This is a genomic window from Archangium gephyra, from assembly GCF_049060025.1.
Classification (GTDB): Bacteria; Myxococcota; Myxococcia; order Myxococcales; family Myxococcaceae; genus Archangium; species Archangium gephyra_A.
In genome coordinates this window covers 10,222,202-10,246,316 of sequence record NZ_JBMEQQ010000002.1, presented here as the reverse complement: position 1 = coordinate 10,246,316, position 24,115 = coordinate 10,222,202, and the positions used below count along the sequence as shown (strand labels likewise).

14 protein-coding genes are annotated in these 24,115 nt (G+C 71.1%); 3 read left to right on the top strand and 11 right to left on the bottom strand.

Going from position 1 to position 24,115, the window contains the following annotated elements:
• Positions 1-80: 80 nt before the first annotated feature.
• From ACN28I_RS44790 to ACN28I_RS44750, 9 genes are all read right to left on the bottom strand, one after another.
• Positions 81-1,481 (bottom strand): ATP-binding protein, encoded by a 1,401-nt coding sequence (locus ACN28I_RS44790; RefSeq protein WP_420948835.1) that lies wholly within the window; start codon positions 1,479-1,481, stop codon positions 81-83.
• 110 nt (positions 1,482-1,591) lie between these two features.
• Positions 1,592-2,797, bottom strand: coding sequence for a serine/threonine-protein kinase (locus ACN28I_RS44785; protein ID WP_420947990.1), 1,206 nt, complete (start codon positions 2,795-2,797; stop codon positions 1,592-1,594).
• An 86-nt stretch (positions 2,798-2,883) separates the two neighbouring features.
• Complete coding sequence (locus tag ACN28I_RS44780) at positions 2,884-6,861, bottom strand: serine/threonine-protein kinase PknK (protein ID WP_420947989.1); 3,978 nt, start codon at positions 6,859-6,861, stop codon at positions 2,884-2,886.
• A gap of 45 nt (positions 6,862-6,906) precedes the next feature.
• Positions 6,907-10,905 carry a serine/threonine-protein kinase PknK gene (locus ACN28I_RS44775; RefSeq protein WP_420947988.1) on the bottom strand — a complete coding sequence of 1,333 codons (3,999 nt, stop codon included), beginning with the start codon at positions 10,903-10,905 and terminating at the stop codon, positions 6,907-6,909.
• 143 nt (positions 10,906-11,048) lie between these two features.
• Positions 11,049-11,288, bottom strand: coding sequence for a hypothetical protein (locus ACN28I_RS44770; RefSeq protein ID WP_420947987.1), 240 nt, complete (start codon positions 11,286-11,288; stop codon positions 11,049-11,051).
• A gap of 174 nt (positions 11,289-11,462) precedes the next feature.
• On the bottom strand, positions 11,463-12,479 hold the full coding sequence (locus ACN28I_RS44765; protein WP_420947986.1) for a stage II sporulation protein M: 1,017 nt from the start codon (positions 12,477-12,479) through the stop codon (positions 11,463-11,465).
• A gap of 37 nt (positions 12,480-12,516) precedes the next feature.
• The gene (locus tag ACN28I_RS44760; RefSeq protein ID WP_420947985.1) at positions 12,517-14,886 is read right to left on the bottom strand and encodes a FecR domain-containing protein; all 2,370 of its coding nucleotides are present in this window, start codon (positions 14,884-14,886) and stop codon (positions 12,517-12,519) included.
• Positions 14,864-16,162, bottom strand: a complete 1,299-nt coding sequence (locus ACN28I_RS44755; protein ID WP_420947984.1) for a protein kinase domain-containing protein — start codon at positions 16,160-16,162, stop codon at positions 14,864-14,866. The genes ACN28I_RS44760 and ACN28I_RS44755 overlap by 23 nt, the downstream gene beginning before the upstream one ends.
• Positions 16,162-18,000: an adenylate/guanylate cyclase domain-containing protein gene (locus tag ACN28I_RS44750; protein ID WP_420947983.1), complete on the bottom strand. Its 1,839-nt coding sequence runs from the start codon at positions 17,998-18,000 to the stop codon at positions 16,162-16,164. Before ACN28I_RS44750 ends, ACN28I_RS44755 begins: the two co-directional genes overlap by 1 nt.
• A 232-nt stretch (positions 18,001-18,232) precedes the next feature.
• Between ACN28I_RS44750 and ACN28I_RS44745 the strand changes: the two genes are divergently transcribed.
• Both ACN28I_RS44745 and ACN28I_RS44740 read left to right on the top strand, forming a co-directional pair.
• Complete coding sequence (locus ACN28I_RS44745; protein ID WP_420947982.1) at positions 18,233-18,934, top strand: expansin EXLX1 family cellulose-binding protein; 702 nt, start codon at positions 18,233-18,235, stop codon at positions 18,932-18,934.
• A gap of 21 nt (positions 18,935-18,955) precedes the next feature.
• Positions 18,956-21,535: a hypothetical protein gene (locus ACN28I_RS44740; protein WP_420947981.1), complete on the top strand. Its 2,580-nt coding sequence runs from the start codon at positions 18,956-18,958 to the stop codon at positions 21,533-21,535.
• Here ACN28I_RS44740 and ACN28I_RS44735 read toward each other — a convergent pair whose 3' ends face one another.
• The gene (locus ACN28I_RS44735; protein ID WP_420947980.1) at positions 21,536-22,669 is read right to left on the bottom strand and encodes a hypothetical protein; all 1,134 of its coding nucleotides are present in this window, start codon (positions 22,667-22,669) and stop codon (positions 21,536-21,538) included.
• A 67-nt stretch (positions 22,670-22,736) separates the two neighbouring features.
• On the opposite strand from ACN28I_RS44735, the gene ACN28I_RS44730 reads away from it, so the two are divergent.
• Complete coding sequence (locus tag ACN28I_RS44730) at positions 22,737-23,588, top strand: RDD family protein (RefSeq protein WP_420947979.1); 852 nt, start codon at positions 22,737-22,739, stop codon at positions 23,586-23,588.
• Here ACN28I_RS44730 and ACN28I_RS44725 read toward each other — a convergent pair.
• A complete protein-coding gene (locus tag ACN28I_RS44725) occupies positions 23,585-24,100 on the bottom strand; it encodes an outer membrane beta-barrel protein (protein ID WP_420947978.1) in 516 nt (171 codons plus the stop codon). The two genes, ACN28I_RS44730 and ACN28I_RS44725, sit on opposite strands and share 4 nt — an antisense overlap.
• Positions 24,101-24,115 lie beyond the last annotated feature (15 nt).

Sequence of the window (24,115 nt, the reverse complement as noted above, 5' to 3'; positions counted from 1 at the left end):
GCGGCCGGACTCAGACCGGGGCCTGGCCGCCGTAGCCGCAGGCCAGGGCGCCATGCTGGCACCGCAGCAGGCCCGGCAGATCATGCCGCTCCAGGAAGCGCTTGGCGGCCTGGAGATAGAAAGGAAGGGCCAGCGCGGGCTGCTGCCCGAGGTGGTAGTGGGTGGCGAGCTTCCAGCGGATCCGGCTCTCCCATCCGCTGCAGCCACTCGCCCGCCAGCCGGTGGCCCGTGGGCCGGACCGTCTCCGACACGAGGCCGTAGGCGGCGTCCCGCACCAGCGCGTGGCGGAAGCGGTACTCGTCCGCCCCGGCGAAGCGGCCCCCCGGCTGCGGCGCGATGAGCTCCTGCTCCACGAGCTGCCGCAGGTGGCGCTCCAGGGTCTCGCCCACCGTGGATTCCAGCAAGGCCTCCACACCGCCCCGCCAGAAGGTGCGGCCGAAGACGCTGGCCGCCATCAGCACCTGCCGCGCGGCGGGCTCCATCCGCATCAAGCGCACCTGCAGCACCGCCAGCACCGTCTCCGGCGCCCATTCCCCGCGCTCCTCGGGCACCAGGCGGATGAGCTCTTCCAGGAAGAACGCGTTGCCGTCGGACAGCTCCACCACCCGGCGCACCGCCGCCTCGGGCACCTGGGGCCCCAGCACCTCGCGCGCCAGCCGCGTCCCCGCCTTGCGGCTCAGTCCATTGAGCGGCAGCTCCTGCACGCGGCGAGACCACAAGCCCGGGAAGAGGTCCTTCACCTCCGGCCGCGCCAGGGCCAGCACCATCAGGGGTTGCTCGGCCAGGGCCCGGAGCACCTCGTCCACCAGCTTCACGGTGAGCGCGTCACTCCAGTGCAGATCCTCCAGCACCAGCAGCACCGGCCGCCGGGCGCACTCCGCCTGGAGGAAGTGCACCAGGGCCCGGCCCACCTGGGTGTTCATCTCCAACGGGTCGCCGCGCGCCGCGAGCAGGCGGGGGCTCTCTTCTCCGGGGAAGGGCACCGCGCACAGCTCCCCCAGCAGCGCCGCCACCTCCCGGGCCTCCTCCACCGACAGGTGCTGGGCCACCCGCTGGGACAGCCGCGCGCGGCGCGTCTCCAGGGGCTCGCCCTCCACGATGCCGCACAGCCGCCGCACCACCTGGCCCATCAGGCCGTACGAGGCGCCCGCGCCCATCGGGTCTCCCCGCCCCAGCAGCACCAGGGGCGGCTGCTCCCGGCGCTCCACGCGGCGCAGGAACTCGTGGCGCAGCCGCGACTTGCCCACTCCGGCCGGCGCCGTCACCAGCATGGCCCGCGCCGCGGGCTCCTCGATGCAGGTGTTGAGGGAGAAATCCAGCAGGGCCAGCTCCTGCTCGCGGCCCACACACGGCGTGGGCTTGCCCAGCAGCGGCCGCGAGGCGTCGACGCCCAACTGCTCGCCCTGCAGCAGGAAGGCCCCCGAATCCAGGCGCGAGAGCTGGAAGCCCGGCCCGAGCAGCCCCGCCGTGACATCGTCCATCACCACGCCGGAGGCGGACGGCATCCGCTCCAACTGGCGCAGCAGCCGGCCCGCCCGGTCCATGGCCTCGCCCACCGGCAGCCGCTCGTTGAACATGCCCAGGCCCGTGGTCAGCACCACGGCGGCCTCGGGCCAGCGCTCCTTGAAGGTGAGCGCACAGCGCGCCGCCAGCGCCGCCTGGTCCGTCGCGGTGCCGCGCTCCGGCACCAGCGTGGCCACCAGCGAGCCATCCGCCAGCAGCTCCACCCGGACACCATGGGCCGAGAGCCCGCGCGCAACGCATCCCGCACCTCCAGCCCCCGCCGCGGGTCCACGGGCGCCTCCTCAAGGCCAGGCGCCTGCAGCGACATCAGCAGGACGCTGGCGAGCTGCTGCTCGGCGCCCTCCAGGCTCACGGGGCGAGGGTCCGTCTCGGCACGAGGCAGCAACAGCTCGGGCACGGACTCCAGCTCCGCGAGCGCCTTGAGCAACCCGCCGGCATCCGCCAGCCGCCGCTTCGGGTCCTTCACCAACATCCGGTCCACCAGCCCCTGAAGACCCGTGGGCAGGCTGGGGCGCAGCTTGTGGAGGCGCGCCGGCTCGGCGAAGAGAATCTTGGCCAGCACGGCGGCGAAGTGCGGCGCCTCGAAAGGAGGCCGGCCCGTGAGGCATTCGTACAGCACGCACCCCAACGAGAAGATGTCGGCGGCGGGCGGAATCTCCACCTCGCTGGAGGCCTGCTCCGGCGCCATGTAGCCCGGCGTGCCCACCACCGCACCGGTGCGCGTCACGCCCATCACCGAGGGAAGGGACTGCCGGGCCAGGCCGAAGTCCAGCAGCACCACGTCCTCGGGCTGGCCTCCTCGCAGGAAGAGGTTGGAGGGCTTGAGGTCGCGGTGGACGATGCCTTGCCGGTGGGCCACGGCCAGCGCCTCGGCGGCCCGGCGCAGCAGGGCCAGGGCCTCGGACAGCCGCAGGGGCTCGCGCAGCAGCCGGCGCGCCAGGTCCTCGCCCTCGAGCCACTCCATGGCCAGGTAGTGCTGGCCCCCCTCGGCGGTGCCGTGCGCCACGTAGGCCACGATACCGGGGTGGTTCAGCACGGAGAGCAGCGAGGCCTCACGGTTGAAGCGCAGGGTCGACTCCTGCGACGTGGAGGCATGCAGCAGCTTGAGGGCCACGGTGCGGCCGGTGGTGCGATCGCTGGCGCGGTAGACCAGGCCCATGCCTCCGCGTCCCGCCAGATCCTCGATGACGAAACGCCCGGCGATGAGCTGGCCCTGCGGAGCAATCCCGGGTGGAGGCCTCGGCGGAGATGGAGCCGTCTTGTCACTGTCCATGCGGGCGCGGACAACCTATCACATCCCCACCCCGCCATCCGCCCTGGCACTTCACCGGGCGTATGGCCTGCCTGAGGCGGAGAGCCCTACCCCCCGGTTTCGCCCCAGCGCTGGCGGGCCAGCTCCAGGGTCCGGGCATTCGCGGGCACCTGACGCAGGAAACGCTCGCGGGCCTCGGCATCGGGGATGTCACTGGCGCGGGCCCGGACGCACTCCACGGCCCGGCGCAGCGCGGCGTCTCCCGCCCCGGCATCCCCCTCCGCCAGGCAGGCCTCCGCCAGCGCCAGGCGCGTGGCGACCGCATACACGCCCGAGCTCCCCATCCATTCCAGCTCCTGGACGCCGAGCTCCGCCACCTGCCGGGCTTCCGTGGCGCGCCCCTGGGCGAGCAGCACGGAGCTGAGAACCCTGCGCGCCAGGCCCAAGAAGGTCCGGAAGGGCACCAGTTGCTCACACGCCCTGCGCGCCTGCGACTCGGCTTCGCTCAGCTCACCACCAGCGGCCAGCACCTCCGCCAGGCAGGCATGCGCCAGGCCCCTCTTGTAGGAGTAGGCGCCGTCCTCCTCCATCCACTCGAGCACCAGCCACTCGAGCCCCAGCGCTTGCGCCTCCTGGCGATGGGTGGGCTCCGGGCTGGCGGCCAGAATCTCCAACAGGATCTGCTGCGCATACGTGACGGTGAGGTGATGCTCCGTCCGCTGGCCAATGGCCAGGCTCTCCCGCAGCCGCGCCATGGCTCCCGGCACATCGCCCAACGCCGCCAGGGTCGCCGCTGAAAGACATTGCATCAGGATCGCGTTGGGCTCCGAGCCGATCTCCCGGAAGCCCTGTTTCCCCGCGTCCGCCATCAGGAACGCCTGCCACGGTCTGGCTTCGTAATAGAAGAGGAACTGGCTCCTCACGGACCTCGTCCAGCCATACGCGACGCCATCCTGGGCCAGGTCATCGGCGCCGACCTCGAGGGTCCGCTCGATGAGCACATCCATCATCTCACGCTCGCCGGACCAGAGGGCCGCGGCACTCAACAAGGCCATGGCCTCGGCATAGCCCCCGGTGGCCTCGGGCGCGGGGGTGACACGCAGCAGCAACGCCCCCAGCCGGGCCGTCTCCTCCTGGAGCCCTTCATTGGCGCTCCCCAGAATCAGGCCTCCCAGCAGTCTGCACCACAGCGGGCTGCCCGCCTTCAACCCATCCAGCACCGGGCCCCCGAGCTCCAGGACCGTGGCCCACTGATCCTTCCAGAAGGCCACCGTGGCCTGGAGCGCACGCAGCCGGATCAAGGACTCGCCGCTGACGCCACAGTCCAGGGCCGCATCCACGCAGCGCAGCGTCGCCTGGAAGTCGTGCCGCTCGAAGAGCTGTTCGGCGGCCCGCGTATAACAAACGGCCGCGCGCTCCGGCTGGTGTCCGAGCTGGTGGTGCGTGGCGAGCACCAGCGCATCCGGCTCGCCCACCTGTTCCAGCCACGCCACCGCGAGCCGGTGGCCCTGGGGACGATGGTTGTCGGGCACCAGGCCATAGGCCGCATCCCGCACCAGCGCATGGCGGAAGCGGTACTCGGCCTCGGTGGAGAAGCGGCTGTCCGGCTGCCGCTCGATGATCTCCTGCTCCACGAGCTGGCGCAGGTACGTCTCGAACCTCTCGGCCTCCAGCCCCCGGTCCAGCAGCTCGCTCACCGCGCCGGACCAGAAGGCGCGGCCGAAGAAACTGGCCGCCTGCAGCATCTGCCGCATCCCGGGCGCCAGCCGCATCAGGCGCGACTGGAGCACCGCCAGCACCGTCTCCGGCGCTTCTTCCGCCCGCCCCTCGTCCACCATGCGGATGAGCTCCTCCAGGAAGAGCACGTTGCCGTCCGCCTGCTCCACCACCTTCTGCACCACGGCCTCGGGCACCTTCGGCCCCAGCACCTCGCGCACCAGCCGGGTCCCCGCCTTGCGGCTCAGCCCGTGCAGCGGCACCTCCTGCAGGCGCCGCGACCACAGCTCCGGGTGGAGCTCCTTCACTTCCGGCCGTCCCAGCGCCAGCACCATGAAGGGCTGCCCGGCCAGCTCCCGCAGCACCTCGTCCACCAGCTTCACGGTGAGCGCGTCGCTCCAGTGCAGATCCTCCAGCACCAGCAGCACCGGCTGGTGGGCACACTCGGCCCCGAGGAAGGCCACCAGCGCCCGGCCCACCTGCGCGCTCATCAACCGCGGATCATTCCGGGCCGCCCGCAGGCGGGGACTGCCCTCCTCGGGGAAGGGAATGGCGCACAGCTCGCCGAGGAACTCCGCGGCCTCCTGCGCCCGCGCCTCCGGAAGATGCAGGGCCACGCGCCGGTAGAGGCGCGTGCGGCGCGCCTCCAGGTTCTCCCCGTCCATCACTCCGCACAGCGACCGCAGCGCCTGGCCCAGCAGACCGTACGAGGCGCCCGTGCTCATCGGGTCTCCCCGCCCCATCAGCACCAGCGGTGGCTGCTCCTTGCGCTCCACGCGGCGCAGGAACTCGTGGCGCAGCCGCGACTTGCCCACGCCCGCGGGCGCCGTCACCAGCAGGGCCCGCGCGGCCGGCTCCTCGACACACGCGTTGAAGGTGAAATCCAGCAGGGCCAGCTCCTGCTCGCGGCCCACACACGGCGTGGGCCTGCCCAGCAGCGGCCGGGAGGTGTCGGCCCCCAGTTGCTCGCCTTGCAGCACGAAGGTGCCCGAGTCCAGGCGCGAGAGCTGGAAGCCCGCGCCGAGCAGCCCCGCGGTCACCTCGTCCATCACCACTCCGGAGGAGGAAGGCCGCCGCTCCAACTGGCGCAGCAGCCGGCCCGCGCGGTCCATGGCCTCGCCCACCGGCAGCCGCTCGTTGACGACGCCCAGGCCCGTGGCCAGCACCACCGCGGCCTCGGGCCAGCGCTCCTTGAAGGTGAGGGCACAGCGCGCCGCCAGCACCACCAGATCCATCGCGGTGCCGCGCTCCGGCACCAACGTAGCCACCAGCGAGCCGTCCGCCAGCAGCTCCACCTGCGCCCCATAGGGCGAGAGATCCTTGCGCAGAGCATCGCGCAGCGCGACCCCCTGGTCCCAATCCGCCGTCTCCTCCACCAACGTCATGGCCTGCAGGGACACCAGCAGGACGCTGACGAGCTTCTGCTCGGTCCCCATCAGACCGAGAGGACGCGGCACCTGCTCTCCTCGTGACAGCAGCACCTCGGGCACCGACTCCAGCGCGGCGAGGGCCTTCAACAGGCTGTCGGCATCTTGCAGCCGCCGCGTGGCGTCCTTGGCCAGCATGCGGTCCACCAACACCTGCAGGCCCGAGGGCAGACCGGCGCGCAGCGTGTACAGCGGCGCCGGCTCGGCGAAGAGAATCTTGGCCAGGGCGGCGGCGAAGTGCGGCGCGGCGAAGGGCGGTTTGCCGGTGAGGCACTCGTACAGCACGCACCCCAGCGAGAAGATGTCCGAGGCGGGAGGGATCTCCGGCTGGCTGGAGGCCTGCTCCGGCGCCATGTAGCCCGGGGTGCCCAGCACCGTCTGGCTCCCCGTCACGCCCATCAGCGTGGGCACGGCATGGCGCGCCAGACCGAAATCCAGCAGCACCACGTCCTCGGGGCGGCCTCCCCGGAGGAAGAGGTTGGAGGGCTTGATGTCGCGGTGGACGATGCCCTGACGGTGGGCCACCGTCAGCCCCTCGGCGACGCGGTGCAGCAGGGCCAGGGTCTCCGGCAGGCTCAGGGGCTTGCGAGCCAGCCGCCGGGCCAGCTCCTCTCCTTCGAGCCACTCCATGGCCAGGTAGGGCTGGCCGTTCTCGAGCGTGCCGTGCGCCACGTAGGAGACGATGGCGGGGTGGTGCAATTCCGCCAGCAACGCGGCCTCGCGGTTGAAGCGGTAGACGGGCTCCGGAGAGTTGGCCCCTTCCAGCAGCTTGAGCGCCACGGGCCGCCCCGAGGAGATATCCGTGGCCCGGTAGACGCAACCCATGCCGCCGCGTCCGGCCAGCTCCTCGAGCTTGAATCGTCCGACAATGACCGTACCCGGTGGATGCGGCCCAGGTGGAAGCCTCGAAGCCGCTGGGGCCGTCCTGTCATTGTCGTCCATGATGCGCGCCTGTATCCCCCATGGGCGGAGTGTACGCCGGAGAAACTAACACACTACTCCGGGAGCTTCGCCCCAGCGCTGGCGGGCCAGCTCCAGGGTCCGGGCGTTCTCGGGCACCTGCCGCAGGAAGCGCTCGCGGGCCCCGGCCTCGGGGATGTCACTGGCGCGCAGCCGCACGCACCGTGAAGCCTCGCGCAGGGCGGCGTCTCCCTGCTTCGCATCACCCTCGGCGAAACACGCCTCCGCCAGCGCCAGGTGCATGGCCACCGCGTACACGCCCGCGCCGCCTATCTGCTCCAACGCCTGCACGCCAGGCACCGCCACCTCCCGGGCCTCCGCGGCACGCCCCTGGGCGAGCAGCACGGAGCTGAGAACCGCACGCGCCTGGAGCGAACAGGTCACGAATGGCATCAACAGCCGGCAGGCCATGAGTCCATGCTCCTCGGCCTCGAGCAGCTCGCCTTTGGCCAACATCACCCGCGCCAACAAGACGTACCCCACGCCCTGCCTGTAGGAGTAGGAGTCTTCTTCGGTCATCCACTCGAGCAACAGCGAGTGGGTCACGAATTCGAGCAACAGGGGGTGGGCCTCCTGTTGATGAGCGGGCTCGGGACTGCCCGCCAGCACCGCGCACAGGCCATTTTTGGCATGGACCGCGGAGAGGTGGGACTCCGTGCGCTGAGCGGTGTTCAAGGCTTCCCGCAGCCCCGCCACGGCCACAGGCAGCTCTCCCAGGGAGGCCTGCACCATCCCCAAGAAGATCTGCATCGATAGCTCATCCCGCTTGGAGCCGATCTCGTTGAAGTCCTGCCGCCCCTGCTCGGCAATCATCAACGCCTGCCAGGGATTCGCCTCGAGGAAATAGACGAAGTGGCTCTTCAAGAGTCTCATCCAGCCACGCGCCATGGCATCGTGGCTCATGGACGCGGCCCCCACCTCCAGGATGCGGTCCAGGATGGCCTGCGACTCCTGCCGCGCACCGGACCAGATCATCACGATGCCCAGGAGCGCGACGGCCTCGATATAGGCCGTAGTGGCCCCGGGCACGGGAGTGGTGCGCAGCAGCAATTCACTCAACCTGGACGTCTCTTCGTGGTGGCGGCCCTCCTGCCCGCTCGCGATGATGAGCCACCCCACCAACCTGCACCACAAGGGACTGCCCGCCTTCAGCCCGGCCACCGCGGGGCCGCCGACCTGTATGGCCTTCGACGGTTGATCCAACCAGAAGGCCACCACGCCCTGGAGTGCGCTCATCCGGAAGGAGGGCTCCCCGCTCAAGCCACAATCCAGGGCCCTCTCCGCGCACCACATCGTGCCCTGCAGATCATGGCGCTCGAAGAGCTGCTCGGCCGCCCGGGCGTAGCAATGAGCGGCACGCTCCAAATGCTGGCCAAGCTGATAGTGCGTGGCCAGCACCCGCGCATCGGACTCCCCCACCCGCTCCAACCAGGACCCCACCAGCCGGTGGCCCGTGGGCCGGTGACTGTCGGGAACCAGGCCGTACGCCGCATCCCGTACCAGCTCATGCCGGAAGCGGTACTCGGCCTCGGTGGAGAAATGGCTGTCGGGCCGAGGCTCGATGACCTCCTGCTCCACCAGTTGCCGCAGGTGCTCGTCCAGGGCCTTGCCTTCGCCATACTCCCCCAGCAACTCCCTCACCCCACCCCGCCAGAAGGTCCGGCCGAAGAAGCTGGCCGCCAGCAGCACCCGCCGCTCTCCCGCCTCCATCCGCGTCAGGCGCGACTGGAGCACCGCCAGCACCGTCTCGGGCGCTCCTTCCCCTCTGCCGTCGGCCACCCTGCGGATGAGCTCTTCCAGGAAGAGGGCGTTGCCATCCGCCTGCTCCACCGCCCTCTGCACCACGGCCTCGGGCACTCGCGGCCCCAGCACCTCGCGCACCAGCCGCAGCCCCGCCTTGTAGCTCAGCCCGTTCAGTGCCAGCTCCTGCAGCCGCCTCGCCCACAGCCCCGGGTGAAGGTCCTTCACCTCCGGCCGCGCCAGTGCCAGCACCATCAGGGGCTGGCCGGCCAGCTCCCTCAACACCTCGTCCACCAGCTTGAGGGTGACCCCGTCACTCCAGTGCACGTCCTCCAGCACCAGCAACACTGGCTGGTGGGCGCATTCGGCTCCGAGGAAGGCCACCAGCGCCCGGCTCACCTGCGCGCTCATCAGCCGAGGGTCTCCTCGCGCCGCGCGCAGCCGGGCACTGTGCTCCTCGGCGAAGGGAATGGCGCACAGCTCGCCGAGGAACTCCACGACCTCCTGGGCCCGCGCCTCCGGAAACCGCAAGGCCACACGCTGGTAGAGCCGCGTGCGGCGCGCCTCCAGGTTCTCTCCCTCCACGACACCACACAGCCGCCGCAGGACCTGGCCCAGCAGGCCGTAGGAGGCCCCCGCGTTCATCGGCTCCTCCCGCCCCAGCAGCACCAGCGGCGGCTGCTCCTTGCGCTCCACGCGGCGCAGGAACTCGTGGCGCAGCCGGGACTTGCCCATCCCCGCGGGCGCCGTCACCAGCAGCACCCGGGCGGAGGACTCCTCGATACAGGTGGTGAGGGTGAAGTCGAGCAGGGCCAGTTCCTGCTCGCGGCCCACACACGGCGTGGGCCTGCCCAGCAGCGGGCGGGAGGTATCGGAGCACAGTTTCTCGCCTTGCAGCACGAAGGTGCCCGAGTCCAGGGTCGAAATCTGGAAGCCCGCTCCGAGCAGCCCCGCGGTCACCTCGTCCAGCACCACGCCGGAGGAGGAAGGCATCCGCTCGCGCTGGCGCAGCAACCGCCCCGCCCGGTCCATGGCCTCGCCCACCGGCAGCCGCTCGTTGACGACGCTCAGGCCCGTGGCCAGCACCACCTCGGCCTCGTGCCAGCGCTCCTTGAAGGTGAGGGCGCAACGCGCCGCCAGCACCACCAGGTCCACCGCGGTGCCGCGCTCCGGCATCAGCGTGGCCACCAGCGAGCCGTTCGCCAGCAGCTCCACCTGGGCGCCATAGGGCGAGAGATCCTTGCGCAAGGCATCGCGCAGCGCGACGCCCTGATTCCAATCCGCCGTCACCTCGTCCTTGGACATGGCACTCAGCGACACCAGCAGGACGCTGACGAGTTTCTGCTCGGTCCCCATCAGCCCCAGAGGACGCGCCACCTGCTCTCCTCGTGGCAACAGCACCTCGGGCACCGACTCCAGCGCGGTGAGTGCCTCCAGCAGGCTGTCCGCATCTGGCAGCCGCCGCTTGGGGTTCTTGGCCAGCATGCGGTCCACGAGCACCTGCAGGCCCGGGGGCAGATCGGCGCGCAGCGTGTGCAGGGGTGCCGGCTCGGCGAAGAGAATCTTGGCCAGCGCGGCGGCGAAGTGCGGCGCGGCGAAGGGCGGCTTGCCCGTGAGGCACAGATACAGCACGCACCCCAGCGAGAAGATGTCCGCGGCGGGAGGAATCTCCGGCTGGCTGGAGGCCTGCTCCGGCGCCATGAAGCCCGGGGTGCCCAGCACCGTCTGGCTCCCCGTCACGCCCATCAGCGTGGGCACGGCATGACGGGCCAGACCGAAGTCCAGCAGCACCACGTCCTCGGGCCGGCCCCCGCGCAGGAAGAGGTTGGAGGGCTTGATGTCGCGGTGGACGATGTCCTGCCGGTGGGCCGCCGCCAGCGCCTCGGCGACGCGGTGCAGCAGCGCCAGCGTCTCCGGCAGGCTCAGGGGCTTGCGGGCCAGCCGCCGGGCCAGCTCCTCTCCTTCGAGCCACTCCATGGCCAGGTAGGGCTGGCCGGCCTCGGGGACGCCATGGGCGACGTAGGAGACGATGGCCGGGTGGTGCAGTTCCGCCAGCAGCGCGGCCTCGCGGTTGAAGCGGTAGACCGACTCCGGAGAGGGGGCACGCGCCAGCAGCTTGAGGGCCACGGGTCGCCCAGAGGAGGTGTCGATGGCCCGGTAGACGCAGCCCATGCCTCCGCGTCCGGCCAGCGCCTTGAGCTTGAAACGTCCAGCGATCACCTTCCCCCGTGGATGCATCCCAGGAGCGAGCTTCTCCGCGAAGGAAGCCGTTTCGTCGTTGTCCATGATGTGCGCTTGCCTCCCCCCCATGACCCGAGCGCGGGCCGAGACCGGAGGCGAGTGAGCCCCCGGAGGGCCCAAGGCCAGTCTACCACGCACGCTCGGGTGAATCCGTCCCGCCCCAACCGGATACACGGGGAGTGAGGAGACTACCCGGAGAGTTCATCCCAGCGCTGGCGAGCCAGCTCCAGCGTCCGAGCGTTCTCGGGCACCTGCCGCAGAAAGCGCTCACGGGCCCCGGCCTCGGAGGGAAACCGGCTGTCCGTCCGCCGCTCGATGACCTCCTGCTCCACGAGCATCCGCAGGTGCTGCTCCAGCACCTCGTTGCGCAGGGCGTCGCGCAACGCACTCCCCTGGCTCCAATCCGCCGTCTCCTCCTCGTGGACCATGGCGCGCGGAGACACCAGCAGGACGCTGACGAGCTTCTGCTCGGCCCCCGCCAGACTGAGGGGGCGCGCGTGAACCGGCCAGCGACCACCTTGCCCGGGGCGGTTCCAGGGGAATCAATGGGTGCGCTCGGAGCTGTCTTGTCGTGGTCCAGGAGGTCCCCCCGCCGGCCGGGCCTATCGCGCGCCGCGCTCTGGCCCGCTCGTGGCGCCGGCGCTCGCCCCGCGCATCCAGTCCGAGCACAGGTAGGCGTAGACGCCCCCTCCCACCGTCAGGGCGAAGGACACCTTGAAGAGCACCGACAGCTTCGGCGGGTGGATCTGCGAGATGGTGCCCTCGATGAAGCCCGCGAGCACGAAGAGCACGAGCGTGCCGAAGAGGAGCTTCACCGCGGTGACGGCCTCCTGGCGCAGGGCCATGCCCCGGGGCAGCCCTCGTGGCGCCACCTGTCCCCGGGCGATGACGAAGCCCGCCGCGCCCGCGATGCAGATGGCCGTTATCTCGGGAATGCCATGGGGGAGGATCCACGCCCAGAACCAGCCGGCCATGCCCTTGGCCGTGTACACCTGCGCGAGCGCGCCCAGCATCAGGCCGTTGAAGAAGAGCATCAGCGCGGTGCCCACGCCCACGGTGATGCCCAGCGCGAAGGCGAGGAACGCCACCTCGATGTTGTGCGTGAAGAGGAAGGTGGAGAACGCGGCCTGCTGCTGCGTGGACATGCCGTCGCCCGAGGCCTCGTTGGCGGCGCGCTCGACGGGATCCAGGCTCAGGTGCTGCTCGGGGACAAGGTAGGGGGCCGCGTCCGGGTCCACCAGCATGCCCAGGTAACCGAAGCCCATGCCGGCCAGGAAGAGCAGCACCGAGGCCAGGTACATGCGCCACTCCTGGCGCATCAGCGCGGGGAAGCCGCGAGCGACGAAGCCCCACACGTCCGACCACCTCGGGCGCTGACCCGGGTAGGTGAGCGCGTAGGCGCGGCCCACCAGGTCATTGAGGTACTCGCTCACGTCGGCCGAGCCGCTCCGGGCTCGCACCCACAGCAGGTCACTGGAGACGGCGCGGTACAGCTTCCCGAGCGAGCGGGCCTCCTCCAGCTTCAAGGAGCGCAGACCCCGCCCTTCGGCCTTGTCGAGCAGGGACTCGAGTTGCTGCCAGCGCGGCCGTCTCGCCTCGATGAACTCGGGCATCTCCATGGGAGGAGACTCTAAGCCATCGGGGGACGGGGCGTGACTACTGAGGCAGCAGCGCGCCCAGGCCGGACCAGCCCAGTGTCAGTTGTCCGCTCCAGCCGCCCCAGAGGCGCGCCCCGTCCGGACCGAACCCCCGGCGCACCGAGGTGCCCAGCTCGAAGCCCCCGAGCTTCAGCCGGGCCCCGACTCCGGCGGCGAAGCCCACCGGCCCGGGCTCCCGGGGCGTGGCGTCCAGCAGCGCATCGAGCCCGGCCCCGAGTGACAGCATGGGCAGGGGGAGGAACCACACCTGATAGGCACTGTCCCAGGTGGCCTGGGCCTGGCCCGGCCGGAGGGCATAGGACTGGCTGGTGGAGAAGGCCCAGCGCTCCCGGCGCAGGCCCGCGATCAGGGCCGGACGCAGCCGCAGCCCGCGCGCCTCCTCGTCGAAGCGGGAGCCCGCCAGGGAGCCGTCGAAGGCCAACAGCACGCGGAAGGCCGGATGGTCCGTCAGCCGCACCCGGGCCGACAGCGAGGCGGACAGCGCCGTCGAGGGCAGCCCCTCCGCGCCACCACCCAGCAGCACGCCGGGACGCATCGCCAGCGCCGTGCCCACGGCCACCCGCTCGGACACGCGCCCCTCCACGGCGAGGGTGGTGCGGCCACGGGCCACGTCCACGCCCGCCGAGCCCAATCCGGGCTGCACGCGCAACTCGAAGAGCCAGGCCTGCGGCAGGAAGGCGGTGGGCAGCGGGGCCCCTTCCACCAGTCCGCCCGAGGGAGCGCCCAGCAGCGGCATCAGCGCCACCTCCGGCTCGGTCACCGTCCCGGAAGGCTCGGGCTCCACGGCGGCGGCCACCGGGACCTGCGCCATGGGCACCAGCGCGTTGACCTGCTGGACGGGCGTCTCGCCCCAGAGGGCTTCCAGCGAAGCCAGACGCTCACCGCCCCGCGTCCCCGGCACCGCGCGCGTCAGCAGCGAGCCATCCGCCTGACGCCGGAGCGGCTCCTCCACCTGGGTGCCGTGCAGGCCGCGCAGCTTCAGCGCGGCGAAGGGGCCCTCCAGCGCCCTGCCCTGCTCGTCGAGCACCCGCACCGTCACCCGGAACGCGCCGGCCACGGGCTCCACGTCCACGTCCACGCGGGGCGGCACCACCGTGAGCGTCAGCTTCTCCGGGCGGGCCTCGGGAATGCCGCGCGGCAGCAACTCCAGCGTGTGCGTGCCCACGCCCTCCACCCGCACCGGGTGCGTCGTGGGGGCACCGTCGAGACGGAAGTCCAACGAGTCGGCGCCCTCCACCGCGAAGTCCAGCCGGTACGCGCCCCGGATGCCCTGGGGGCCCACGGTGCCGCGCTCCGTCTTCACGCGCATCACCTCCACCTGACGCACGGCGGACGCCTTGCCCACCAACCCCGCCGCGTCCACGGCGCGCACCCTCGCGAAGTACTTGCCGGGCGCCAGCGCGCGGGCCACGGACTTCAGCGCGTCCTGCGCCGCCCGCACCGTCTCCCCATGCACCCGGTCATTGAAACGCTCGTCGCGCGCGAGCTCCACCCGGTACGACGCCGCGTCCTTCACGGGCGCCCACCCGAGCTCCTCGTCCACGCCCTTGTCGTCCAGCAGCAGCCGCACCGAGCGCACTCCGCCCGCCCACACCGGCGCCTCGGGCAGCGGGCGCGGCTTCTCGGGCAGCTTCCCCTTCTCCACGCGCGTGCCGTGGTCCTTGGGCACCTGGACCTTCTGGCCCTGCGCGCTCACCTTGGCCTGGCCGTCGAAGACGGAGACGCGGCTCATCTGCTGCGCGTCCACGCCCACATGGAGATCCTTCGAGCGCGCGGCCACCGTGGCCGCCGGCATCCGCACGTCCACGGGCTCGCCGCGCAGCTCCGCCAGCGAGACGTTCAGCTCTCCCCGCAGCAGCTCCACCGCGCCGGACTTCTTCACCCTGTCCGCCGCCTTGGCGGCCTGGCCGTAGATGACGACGAGCGCGTTCTCGTTCATCTGCAAGCGCGTCAGGTCGCGGAAGGTGACCTCGGCGCCGGCCTCGCGCAGCGTGTTGACGGAGTCCAGCCGCCACAGCCCCTGGCCGGTGTTGGCCTGGAACCACTCCACCTTGCCCGCGCGCTTGGAGTTGACCTCGGGCCGGATGAAGGTGAGGCGCGCGTCGGGGTCTCCCTTGATGCGCAGCACCGTGCCCGGCACGAGCTGATGCGGCGGGGCCCCCATCTTGTTGAGCGCGTGCAGCTTCGCGGAGCCGGTGGTCGCATCGCCGAACACCTTGCGCGCCACGCTGCCGCACGTGTCCCCGGGCTGCACCACGTACACGTCGTCATCGGCCGGTTTGGGGGCCTCGGCCCACGAGACGGCGGGCAGGCACAGCACCAGTGCGAGCGCCGCGGCGAGTCCTCTAACGCTTGAGCTTCTGAGCACGCGATACCTTCCGGGTCAGATCGATCGGATCGAGCGGCAGGGGGACGAAGTCGAACAGTCCCCCCTCGAGCGCGCCCGTGACCAGGTCCCAGTCATCCGCGGGACCGCACAACAAGACGGGAGGAGAACCCGGGCGCGCGGCCAGAGTCCTCGCCCAGGCGAGCGACTCGCGCCCGTCCGCGACGACGAGCAGCGCGCCGAACGCCTGCCAAGGCTCGGCCTCCGAGGCCACCCACGCTTGGAATCCACACGCGGCGAGCGACATCACCAACGTGTTGCCAGCGGGCTCCTGATGCTGGGGAACCAGCACGGCCACGGGCGCCGCACCGGGCACGGGCCTGGGGACGGACACCTCGTGCCGCGCCCCCCCGAGCCCCCGCTCCGTCTTCTTTCCCTCGCCCCGCTTCTTCGGCAGCGGAGGGGGCCCCACCGGCTCGGCGAGCACGGCCAGCAACTCCTCACGCATGGCCGTCGCGTCCCGCGGGCGGGCAGCGGGCAGCTTCTCCATGGCCTTGCGAACCACGGCCTCCAGGCGCTCGGGGACGGAGAGGTCCGGCCGCACCTCGTGGAACGCGGGCACCGGCTTGTAGAGGTGCGCGACGACGATCTCCGCCGAGGGCATCACCGGGAAGGGAGGGAAGCCGGTGAGCAGCTCGTAGAGCACGCACCCCAGGGAGTACAGGTCGCTGCGCCCGTCCGTCGGCTGCCCGCGCATCTGCTCCGGGGACATGAAGCCCGGGGTGCCCACGGACATGCCTTCCTGGGTGAGGCGCGCGTGCAGCTCGCCCCCGAGCGCGGCCAGGCCGAAGTCGAGCACCTTCACGCGCTCGCCGCCCGGGTGGGGCTCCAGGAAGAGGTTCGCGGGCTTGAGGTCGCGGTGGACGATGCCGAGCACGTGCGCGGCCTCCAGCACCTCCAGCACCTGCACGGCCAGGCCCACCGCACGCTGTACCGGCAGCGCGCCCTCGCGCATCAACAGCGAGTCCATCGTCTCGCCGGACACCTTCTCCATGGCGAGGAAGAGGAAGCCGGAGTCGAGCCCGTAGTCGTACACCTCCACGGAGCCCGGGTGGCGAAGCCGGGCCAGCACCTGGGCCTCGCGCTGGAAACGCTCGGTGAAGCCGGGGGCGCTGGCGACGTGCGGGTGCATCACCTTGAGGGCCACGTGGCGGCCCAGGCCGAGCTGCTCCGCTTCGTAGACCGCGCCCATGCCCCCCTGGCCGAGCGATCGCAGGACGCGGAAGCGCTCGGCGATGACCGTGCCCGCCGCGAGCATCAGAGCGGTACCTCGAAGATGCGGGTGGCCGCGGTGCGGCCGTGAAGCTGGCGCTCTCCGGCGGGCACCAACTCCACTCCGCTGTCGCCGATGCGCTCGCGCGTGGCCTCGCTGACGAGGATCTGCCCCGGCTGGGCCATGGACTCGATGCGCGCGGCGATGTTCACCGTGTCACCGATGACGGTGTACTCCATGCGCTTCTCGCTGCCGACGTTGCCCGCCACCGCGGGGCCGGTGTGCACGCCGATGGCGAGCTGGATTTCAATGCCCCAGCGCGCGCGCCAGCGGCGGTTGCCCACGTCGAGCCAGCGCCGCAGGTCCTCGGCCGCCTGCACCGCGCGCAGCGCGTCGTCCGGGTGCGACTGGGGCGAGCCCCACACCGCCATGATGCAGTCGCCGATGAACTTGTCGATGATGCCCCCGCGCCGCTGGATGATTTCGGTGGCGAAGGTGAACAGCTCGTTGAGCAGCGCGACGATGATCTCCGGCGGCTGGGCCTCGGACAGTTTGGTGAAGCCCACCACGTCCGCGAAGAAGATGGTGACCTCGCGGCGCTCGCCCCCGAGCCGAAGCTGGTCCGGGTTGGAGACGACCAGGTCCACCACGTCCGGAGACAGGTAGCGGCTGAGGGCCGCGCGCACCTGCGTCTGGGTGACGACCTCGCGCTCCTTGGTCTCCAGCGTCACGGCCATGCTGTCGAAGGCGCGGCCGAGGGTGCCCAGCTCGTCTCCGCGCCGGGTGACGCGCTCGCCCACACCGCGGAAGGCCCGCTCGGCGAGGGCCCGCGTCGCGGCCACGAGATCTCGAATGGGCCGGGTGAGCTGCCGGGCCCCGAGCAGTCCGGCCCCCAGCGCCACCAGCGCGGCCAAGGCGAGCGCGGTGAGGATGGACCTGCGCATCTTCGACAACGACGCGTACACCACCGACCGGGGCTGCTGCACCGCCACTGCCCAGCCCTGCCGGGAGATCACATCCAGCGCGCCGACCATCTCCAGTCCGTCCAACTGGAACTCCGAGATGGCGGCCATGTTCGTTTTGAAGGAGGAATCCCCGCTCAGCGCCGCGAAGAGCCCGTGCCGGGACAGGTCCTCGCGAGCCACCACCCGGGCGCGGTCCGCGTGGAGCACGATCCGCCGCTGGTGGTCCACGACGAAGACGTTCTCGCGCGAACCAAGGAACTTCTCACCGAGTTCCTCCATCAGATCGCACAGCGTGCGGAGCTTCACCTGCGTGCCGAGGATGGCGCGCACGGTGCCGTCCTTCTGGATGATGGGATAGAAGGCCTCGAGCACGGGCTCCCCCTGGGCGTCCGCACGCACGGCATGGCTCACGAGGTGTCCGTTGGAAGCGCGGAGTGCCTCGAGGAGCGAGGGCTCCAGCCGGGGGGCCACTCGCGGGTCCGGCACCTCGTCCGCCTTCACGGTCGTCACGCTCTGGCCGCTCGGGGCGTAGAGCGTGACGAAGTCGATGTCGTCCGGGGCCGCCAACCGGGAGCCCACCAAGGCGAAGCGCGTGGCGTCATCGCCGAGCCCAGGCTCGAAGAGGATTTGGGAGATCCCCGTGAGGTCCTGCTCGACGCGGATCAACTCGTCCCGGACGCTGCGCTGCACATCCCCGGCGATGGCTCGGTACAGGTGGAGGGCAGACTCCTTGAGGGCCTCCTCGTTGGTGTCCATCATCTTCCAGCCCAGCCCCACCAATGGTGGCAGCGCACAGAGCAGGATGAGGAGGAACAGGCGCGTGAAGAGCGGGAGGCCTCGCGGGGCCGCCGGGGTGCCCTTCTCCTCGGAGGGAGGATTGGACTGCTCCGTGCCGCGCTCCGCGCTGCGAGTCTCCACTACGGGGACAGGGTGGGCTGCCATCGCGTGTCTGGGGGCTCGGCTTTCCGAGAGACGTCGGGGGAGGAGTTCCGGCTTATCACCCCCCTGAGGTGCGGAGCGAGCCCAGAGCCCCTCCGGGCCCCCCGCCCGGTCCCTCTCCGGGGGGACGCTCCTGGAGCGAGCAGCCGGGCACCATGACCCGGACGCGATACACTCCCGGCCCGCTTCCCCGCTGAGAGGAGATTCCGTCATGCGCTTCGAGAAGACCGCTCCCGCCCGCTGGCTCGCGGCGATCCTGTTCCCGCTGCTCACGGCCTGTGGCCCCACCGACCCTGGCGGTGCCCTGCGGGCCCTCGGCGAGTTCCAGAACGGCCTCATCACCTTCTACGACGCGAACGGCGAGGGCAACTGCAGCTTTCAGCCCAGCCCGGAGAACCTGGACGTGGCCGCGATGAACATCGGCCAGTACGAGAACAGCGCGGTGTGCGGCTCGTGCGTGGAGATTGAAGGCCCCAAGGGCAACCTGCGCGTGCGCATCGTGGACTCGTGCCCGGACTGCCCCACCCGGGGCCACCTGGACCTCAGCCGCGAGGCCTTCGCGAAGATCGCCAACCCCATCGACGGCCGGGTGAACGTGCGCTGGCGCATGGTGACGTGCGACGTGCAGGGCCCCATCCGCTACCACCTCAAGGACGGGAGTTCGCAGTGGTGGACCGCCATCCAGGTGCGCAACCACCGCGTGCCCGTGACGAAGCTCGAGTACTGGAAGAACGGCGCCTGGGTGAACGTCAAGCGCGAGAGCTACAACTACTTCGTCGAGCCCGCCGGCATGGGCACCGGCCCCATCAAGGTCCGGGTGACGGCCTCGGACGGGCAGACGCTGGAGGACACGCTGCCGGGAGCGAACTCCAACGCGCTCTACGACGGGGCGGCCCAGTTCAAGGCGGGCTGAAAAAGTGAAATAGTCGAGGCCATGAGTCTGCCGGCACAGGGGGCCGTGGTCTCGCCCATCGCGCAACGCCGTGTCGAGCTGGCGGGCCAGTTCCACGGCCGCACATCCGAGCTGTTGCGCCTGGAGCCGGGCAGGCTGCGCTTCTCGTTGGGGGTGTCGCTGGCGGAGCTGCGGCTGCCCTTCCACATCACCCCCGAGGCCGCCGCGCTCTTTCCCCAGGGCGTGCGCCAGCTCGCGGTGATGCTGCTGTCCCGGCACCGGGACCTCGTCTCCACCGGGGAGTTCGATCGCTTCCTGCTGGTGGAGGAGTACGCCACCCTGCCCCCGCTGCCGCCGACGCTGTCGCCCGGCACGGGCGGCCCGGACACGCGAGCCACCGCGGACCTGGCCACGCTCACGCACCCGCTGCTTACCGGCGGGGTGATGGCGGCCTGGCTGGGACCGGGGGGCGGAGGACGCTCGCTGGTGGCGCTGGTCATCGAGCTGATGCGGCGCGCCTTCGTGGAGATGAAGGAGTCGCGCGGGCGCGAGGAGACACCGGCCCTGGTGCCGTTGATGTTGTCCTCGCTGCTGCCGGGCGTGGAGGGCGCGCTGCGCACGCTGGAGTTGCCGGCCCTGGTGCAGCGCCAGTGGGTGACGGGCACGGCCACCGGCCTGTACCTCGCGCTGCGGCTGGGCGTGGAGCGGGCGGTGCGCGAGGCCCAGCCCTCCGAGGCGCTCGCCGCGCGCATCGAGTCGGCACTGGGGCCCATGGCGGTGCTGGGAGGCACGAAGCTGCTGCTGACGGGCGGCTCCACGCTCTACGGCTGCGAGCTGCTGGCCGGAGTCCCCGAGGCGGAGAAGCTGGTGGCCCAGTATCCCGGCGGCCTGCCGGTGGACACGGTGCGGGCCACGCTGGAGCAGGTGCTCTCGAAGGACGAGGTGCTGGCGCGCAAGGCCGAGCTGGCGGTGGGCCTGAGCGCCCTGCGCGAGTCCCTGGTGCGCGCGGTGCGCCTGGGCGAGGGCGGCGGTTTCCAGGCGGCCCTGACGGAGTATCTGCGGGCGCTCGCCACCCGCCCCGCGGAGCTGACGGCCCTGCTCGCCGGGGACAAGGAGCGCAAGCATCTGGTGAAGGAGCTGCGGACCTACACGGACACGCTGAAGGGCGCCTCGGCCGAGGCGCTGAACGACGTGGCCGCCCGCCTCAAGGAGTATTCGGCCAAGGATCCAGCGGCGATGGCCGGGCTCTCGCGAGCCAAGGCGCACACCCGCTACGCGAGCGCCGCCACCGGGTTCGTCTGTGACCTGTGGCTGGAGCGCTCCGTGTTCCCGCTGCGGCGCATGATGGAGGCGCGCACCGGCGAGGAGGTGGAGGGCGGGCTGGAGGCGGAGTACCAGGCCGGACGGCTCTACCAGCTCTCCACGAAGCCGGGGCCGCTGCTGCGCTCGGCGGTGAGCGCCCCGGTGGCGCACCTGTTCGTGGACGTGAAGGACTTCACCCGGCGCACGCAGTTGCTCGGCGGCGCGGCGATGGCGGACTTCCTGCGGCGGGAGTTCTACCTGCCCATCCTCGCCGACGCGAAGGCGCTCTATGGGGGCATGTCGCAGCTGACCGACAAGGGAGGCGTCTCGGTCAACAACCTGCTGGGAGACGCGCTCTCGCTGAGCGGGACGGTGGACCGGTTGGTGGCGCTCGGGGTGGCCATCCGCCGCCAGCTCGTGTCCTACGAGAAGCGCCTGGCGCAGACCATCTCCCGCGAGCAGGTGGAAGCGGGGCTGAAGGCCATCGAGGAGGAGTACGAGCGCAAGCTGCAAGCGGCCCGGCCGGGGGTGCGCGCCATCATCCAGCGGGAGAAGGAGGCGGCGCTGGCGCGAGGCCGGGGCGAGGGCCTGGAGGCGGGCGTGTTCATCTCGTACGGCCCGGCGCCGCTGATCATCACGCTGGAGGATGACGTGTTCGGCCTCTCCAAGGTGGCGATCGCGGATCGCATCAACGAGAGCGCCCGGGGCACGGCGCGCTCGGGGGCGGCGCGGGCGAAGGCGGACGCGCTGCTCACGCAGGAGCGGCAGCGGCGGGGCAACCCCTGGCTGGCGCATCCCTGGCTGGTGTTCGTGGGCGCGCCGCTGTCCGTGCAGGTGCCCTACTCCGCCGAGGCCGAGGCCCGTGCGGCGCTGAAGGCGGGAGACGTGGAGGGCGCGAGGCGGGCGTTGGAGCAGTCGCTGCGGGACGCGTTGGAGGACGCCGCGAAGCAGGGAGAGGACGCGCCGGGAGACATCTACAACGCGGGCGTCGCGGTCTCCGAGGAGACGCTGCTGGCCTACCAGGAGACGGTGGGGGATCAGCGCTTCTTCTGCCAGGTCGAGGTGGCGCCGGACACGCTGCATCCGGACATCCACCAGCGCTACTTCTTCCCGCCCGAGCCCTTGAAGCTGACAGTGGGCTTCCACCCGACGGGCGAGCTGGCGGAGGTGTTCCGGTACGCCGGCCGGGTGATGTTCAAGGGACTCGAGCGGAAGGGCGGGATGGGAGTCTGGGAGCTCGTGGACGAGCACGGCGTGGGCCGGCTCTTCGCACGGCACCACGCCTCGGAGTGGCTCCGGGCCCGCTGGCGGGCGGCCTGATTACAGCCGCTGCAGGGAGAAGCGCGAGCGGACCTTCATGCCGCCCATGCCGCCCATGGACTGGTCCATGACCTGGGTGCCCTCGATGCGGACGAGCCGGCCGGCCGCCACGTCGAAGCCGGTGGTCACGTCCACGTCGACGTTCATGCCCATGCTCGCGCCCGAGCCGCCGCCCTTGCCCGGCTTGCCGCCGCCCATGTTCATCCCGCCCATGCCGCCCATGTCCATCCCGCCCATGGCCTGAGCGCCCTCGTCCTCGTCACCGGCCTCCACGTCGGCGCCGCCGAGCTCGCTCTCCTCGCCGGCCTCGGCGGGGACCTCGGTCTTCTGGGCCACGGTGGTGCGCATCTGGGCCAGGTTGTTCTCGATCTCGGCGAGCGTCGTCGCCATGGCGCCCATGGGCGTGGTCACCTCGTAGCGGCCACCCGGCGTCATGTCGCCCTCGGGGAGCACCATCATGTCGAAGATCTGCTTGGGGAGGACGTCCACGGAGGGATCCTCCTCCTTGATCTTCACGGCCTTGAGCGCCGGAGGCGGCGCCTTCTTCTCCTCCATGGCCAGGGTGATGGTGCCCTTCTTCGGGTCCACCGCGGCCACCACTTCCACGCGCGTGTCGCCCGCGGTCATCGAGGCGCTGGCGCCCCGGGGGCCCGCCTTCAGGTTGTGCACGCCCACCACGGTGCGGCCTTCCTGGATGTAGACCGTCACCATCTTGTAGAACTTCGCGTTGCCCTTGCGGTCCACCTCGGCCTTCACCTTCTTCGCCGCGGCGGGGATCTTGTCGATGGTGGTGACGCGCTTGTCGGCGCCGACCAGGTCCATCTTCTCGAGGGTGAGCTCCACCTCGGCGGTGCCATCCGGGCGCACCGAGAGCACCTTCTGGCTGAAGACGGACTGGACCTTCATCCGCACGTTCATGCCGCCCTTGCCCATCTCCATGCCGGGCATCTGCATGCCCATGCCGGGCATCCCGCCCATGCCGCCGGGCATCTTCATCTCGATGGTGGAGTCATCCTCGTACTGGAAGCGATGCACATCCCCCTTCTTCCACTGATAGTTCAGCTCCACGGCGGAAGCGGAGCCAGAGGCGAACAGCACCAGAGCGGCAGCGAGACTGCGAGCACCAAAACGCATGGGGAACCCCCCTCCCAGGGGATGAACGCGGGCCAGGGGCCCGGACCGTTCAGCATGATTGTCACGGATGGCACTCGGGACGTCGAGCGGCCGGAAATATTCTAGAGTGGGGGCCGTGACGGACGCGCCCGACACCCTCCTCGACGGCAGCCACACCGTGCTCACCCCCGAGTACGTGGAGTTCCGCTTCACGCTCGCGGGCCTCTACTCGCGCTTCCTCGCGTGGCTGATGGACGCGCTCATCGTCGGCGCCTGCACGATGGCCCTCGTGATGGGGCTGAGCATGGCGCTGTTCGCCACCCCCGGCTTCGCCAGCGCCGTGGGCTTCGTCCTCTACTTCCTGGTGGACTGGGGTTATGGCATCGCCCTGGAGACGGCCTGGAGCGGGCAGACGGTGGGCAAGCGGGTGATGGACCTGCGCGTCATCCAGCGCAGCGGCGTGCGCATCGGCTTCTACCACGCCGCACTGCGCAACCTGGCGCGGCCGGTGGACCGGCTGCCCTTCTTCTACCTGGTGGGCGGAGTGACGGCGCTGCTGTCCGGCTCGCAGCAACGGCTGGGGGACATGCTCGCAGGCACCATCGTCGTGCGCGAGCGCCGCCTCAAGGCGCCCTCGGCCCTCGGGGCCCCGGCGGACGAGGGGCTGCTGGCGGATCCCCTCTTCGTCTCCCGGGTGAAGCGGTTGAGCGCCGAGGCGCGGGAGCTGGTGCTCTCCGCGGCCCTGCGGCGCGAGGAGCTGCGGATGGAGGCCCGCCTGCGCCTCTTCTCCGCGCTCGGCACGAAGCTGCAGGAGCTGCTGGCCCTGGAGAAGCCGGCCCACCTCTCGGACGAGAAGTGGACGCTGCTGGTGGCCGCGGCCCTGCTGCCCTCCCCCGGCACCCGGCCCGGGGGCACGGCGCGTGCGGTGGCCTGGGACTAGAAGTAGACGGCCGTGCCGCCCGACAGGATGAGCGACGTCTGCACCTGCTCCGACAGCGACAGGTAGACGTTGAACTGCGCCCGGGCGCCCAGGCTGATGGAGTCGGACACGAAGAACTCGATGCCCGCGTTGGGCCCGACGCCGAAGAAGCTCGAGTCTCCCTGCGGCTTGAAGACGTGCAGGTAGCTCAGGTCCGCGCCCAGGTAGGGCCGGATGGACTCCTCCAGGAAGAGGTAGCGGATGCCGAGCGAGGGGGCCAGGCCCACCACCCGCTTCCCGCTGATGGGATCCTCCGGGAAGGCGATCTTCGTCAGCGAGACGGCCTCGAAGCCGCCCTCGATGTAGAGGCTGGCGTCGAAACCGAGGAACACGGTGTCGTTGAGGGTGGCCGTGTTGTTGAAGCTCATGTAGCCAGCCGACAGGCCGAGGCTGCGGTTGGCGAACTGGGCGTGGGCGGGGGTGGCCGCGAAGAAGGCCACCGAGAGGCCAAGGACGAGCAGAAGCGAGCGCATGGGGCCGGACTCTAG

Excerpts from the sequence above, each read along its gene's own strand:
- ACN28I_RS44765 (WP_420947986.1), bottom strand. The coding sequence starts at position 12,479 with ATGGAGATGCCCGAGTTCATCGAGGCGAGACGGCCGCGCTGGCAGCAA.
- ACN28I_RS44730 (WP_420947979.1), top strand. The coding sequence starts at position 22,737 with ATGGCACTCGGGACGTCGAGCGGCCGGAAATATTCTAGAGTGGGGGCC.
- ACN28I_RS44735 (WP_420947980.1), bottom strand. The coding sequence starts at position 22,669 with ATGCGTTTTGGTGCTCGCAGTCTCGCTGCCGCTCTGGTGCTGTTCGCC.
- ACN28I_RS44725 (WP_420947978.1), bottom strand. The coding sequence starts at position 24,100 with ATGCGCTCGCTTCTGCTCGTCCTTGGCCTCTCGGTGGCCTTCTTCGCG.
- ACN28I_RS44755 (WP_420947984.1), bottom strand. The coding sequence starts at position 16,162 with ATGCTCGCGGCGGGCACGGTCATCGCCGAGCGCTTCCGCGTCCTGCGA.
- ACN28I_RS44745 (WP_420947982.1), top strand. The coding sequence starts at position 18,233 with ATGCGCTTCGAGAAGACCGCTCCCGCCCGCTGGCTCGCGGCGATCCTG.
- ACN28I_RS44780 (WP_420947989.1), bottom strand. The coding sequence starts at position 6,861 with ATGGACGACAATGACAGGACGGCCCCAGCGGCTTCGAGGCTTCCACCT.
- ACN28I_RS44790 (WP_420948835.1), bottom strand. The coding sequence starts at position 1,481 with ATGGACGATGTCACGGCGGGGCTGCTCGGGCCGGGCTTCCAGCTCTCG.
- ACN28I_RS44740 (WP_420947981.1), top strand. The coding sequence starts at position 18,956 with ATGAGTCTGCCGGCACAGGGGGCCGTGGTCTCGCCCATCGCGCAACGC.
- ACN28I_RS44775 (WP_420947988.1), bottom strand. The coding sequence starts at position 10,905 with ATGGACAACGACGAAACGGCTTCCTTCGCGGAGAAGCTCGCTCCTGGG.
- ACN28I_RS44770 (WP_420947987.1), bottom strand. The coding sequence starts at position 11,288 with ATGGTCCACGAGGAGGAGACGGCGGATTGGAGCCAGGGGAGTGCGTTG.
- ACN28I_RS44785 (WP_420947990.1), bottom strand. The coding sequence starts at position 2,797 with ATGGACAGTGACAAGACGGCTCCATCTCCGCCGAGGCCTCCACCCGGG.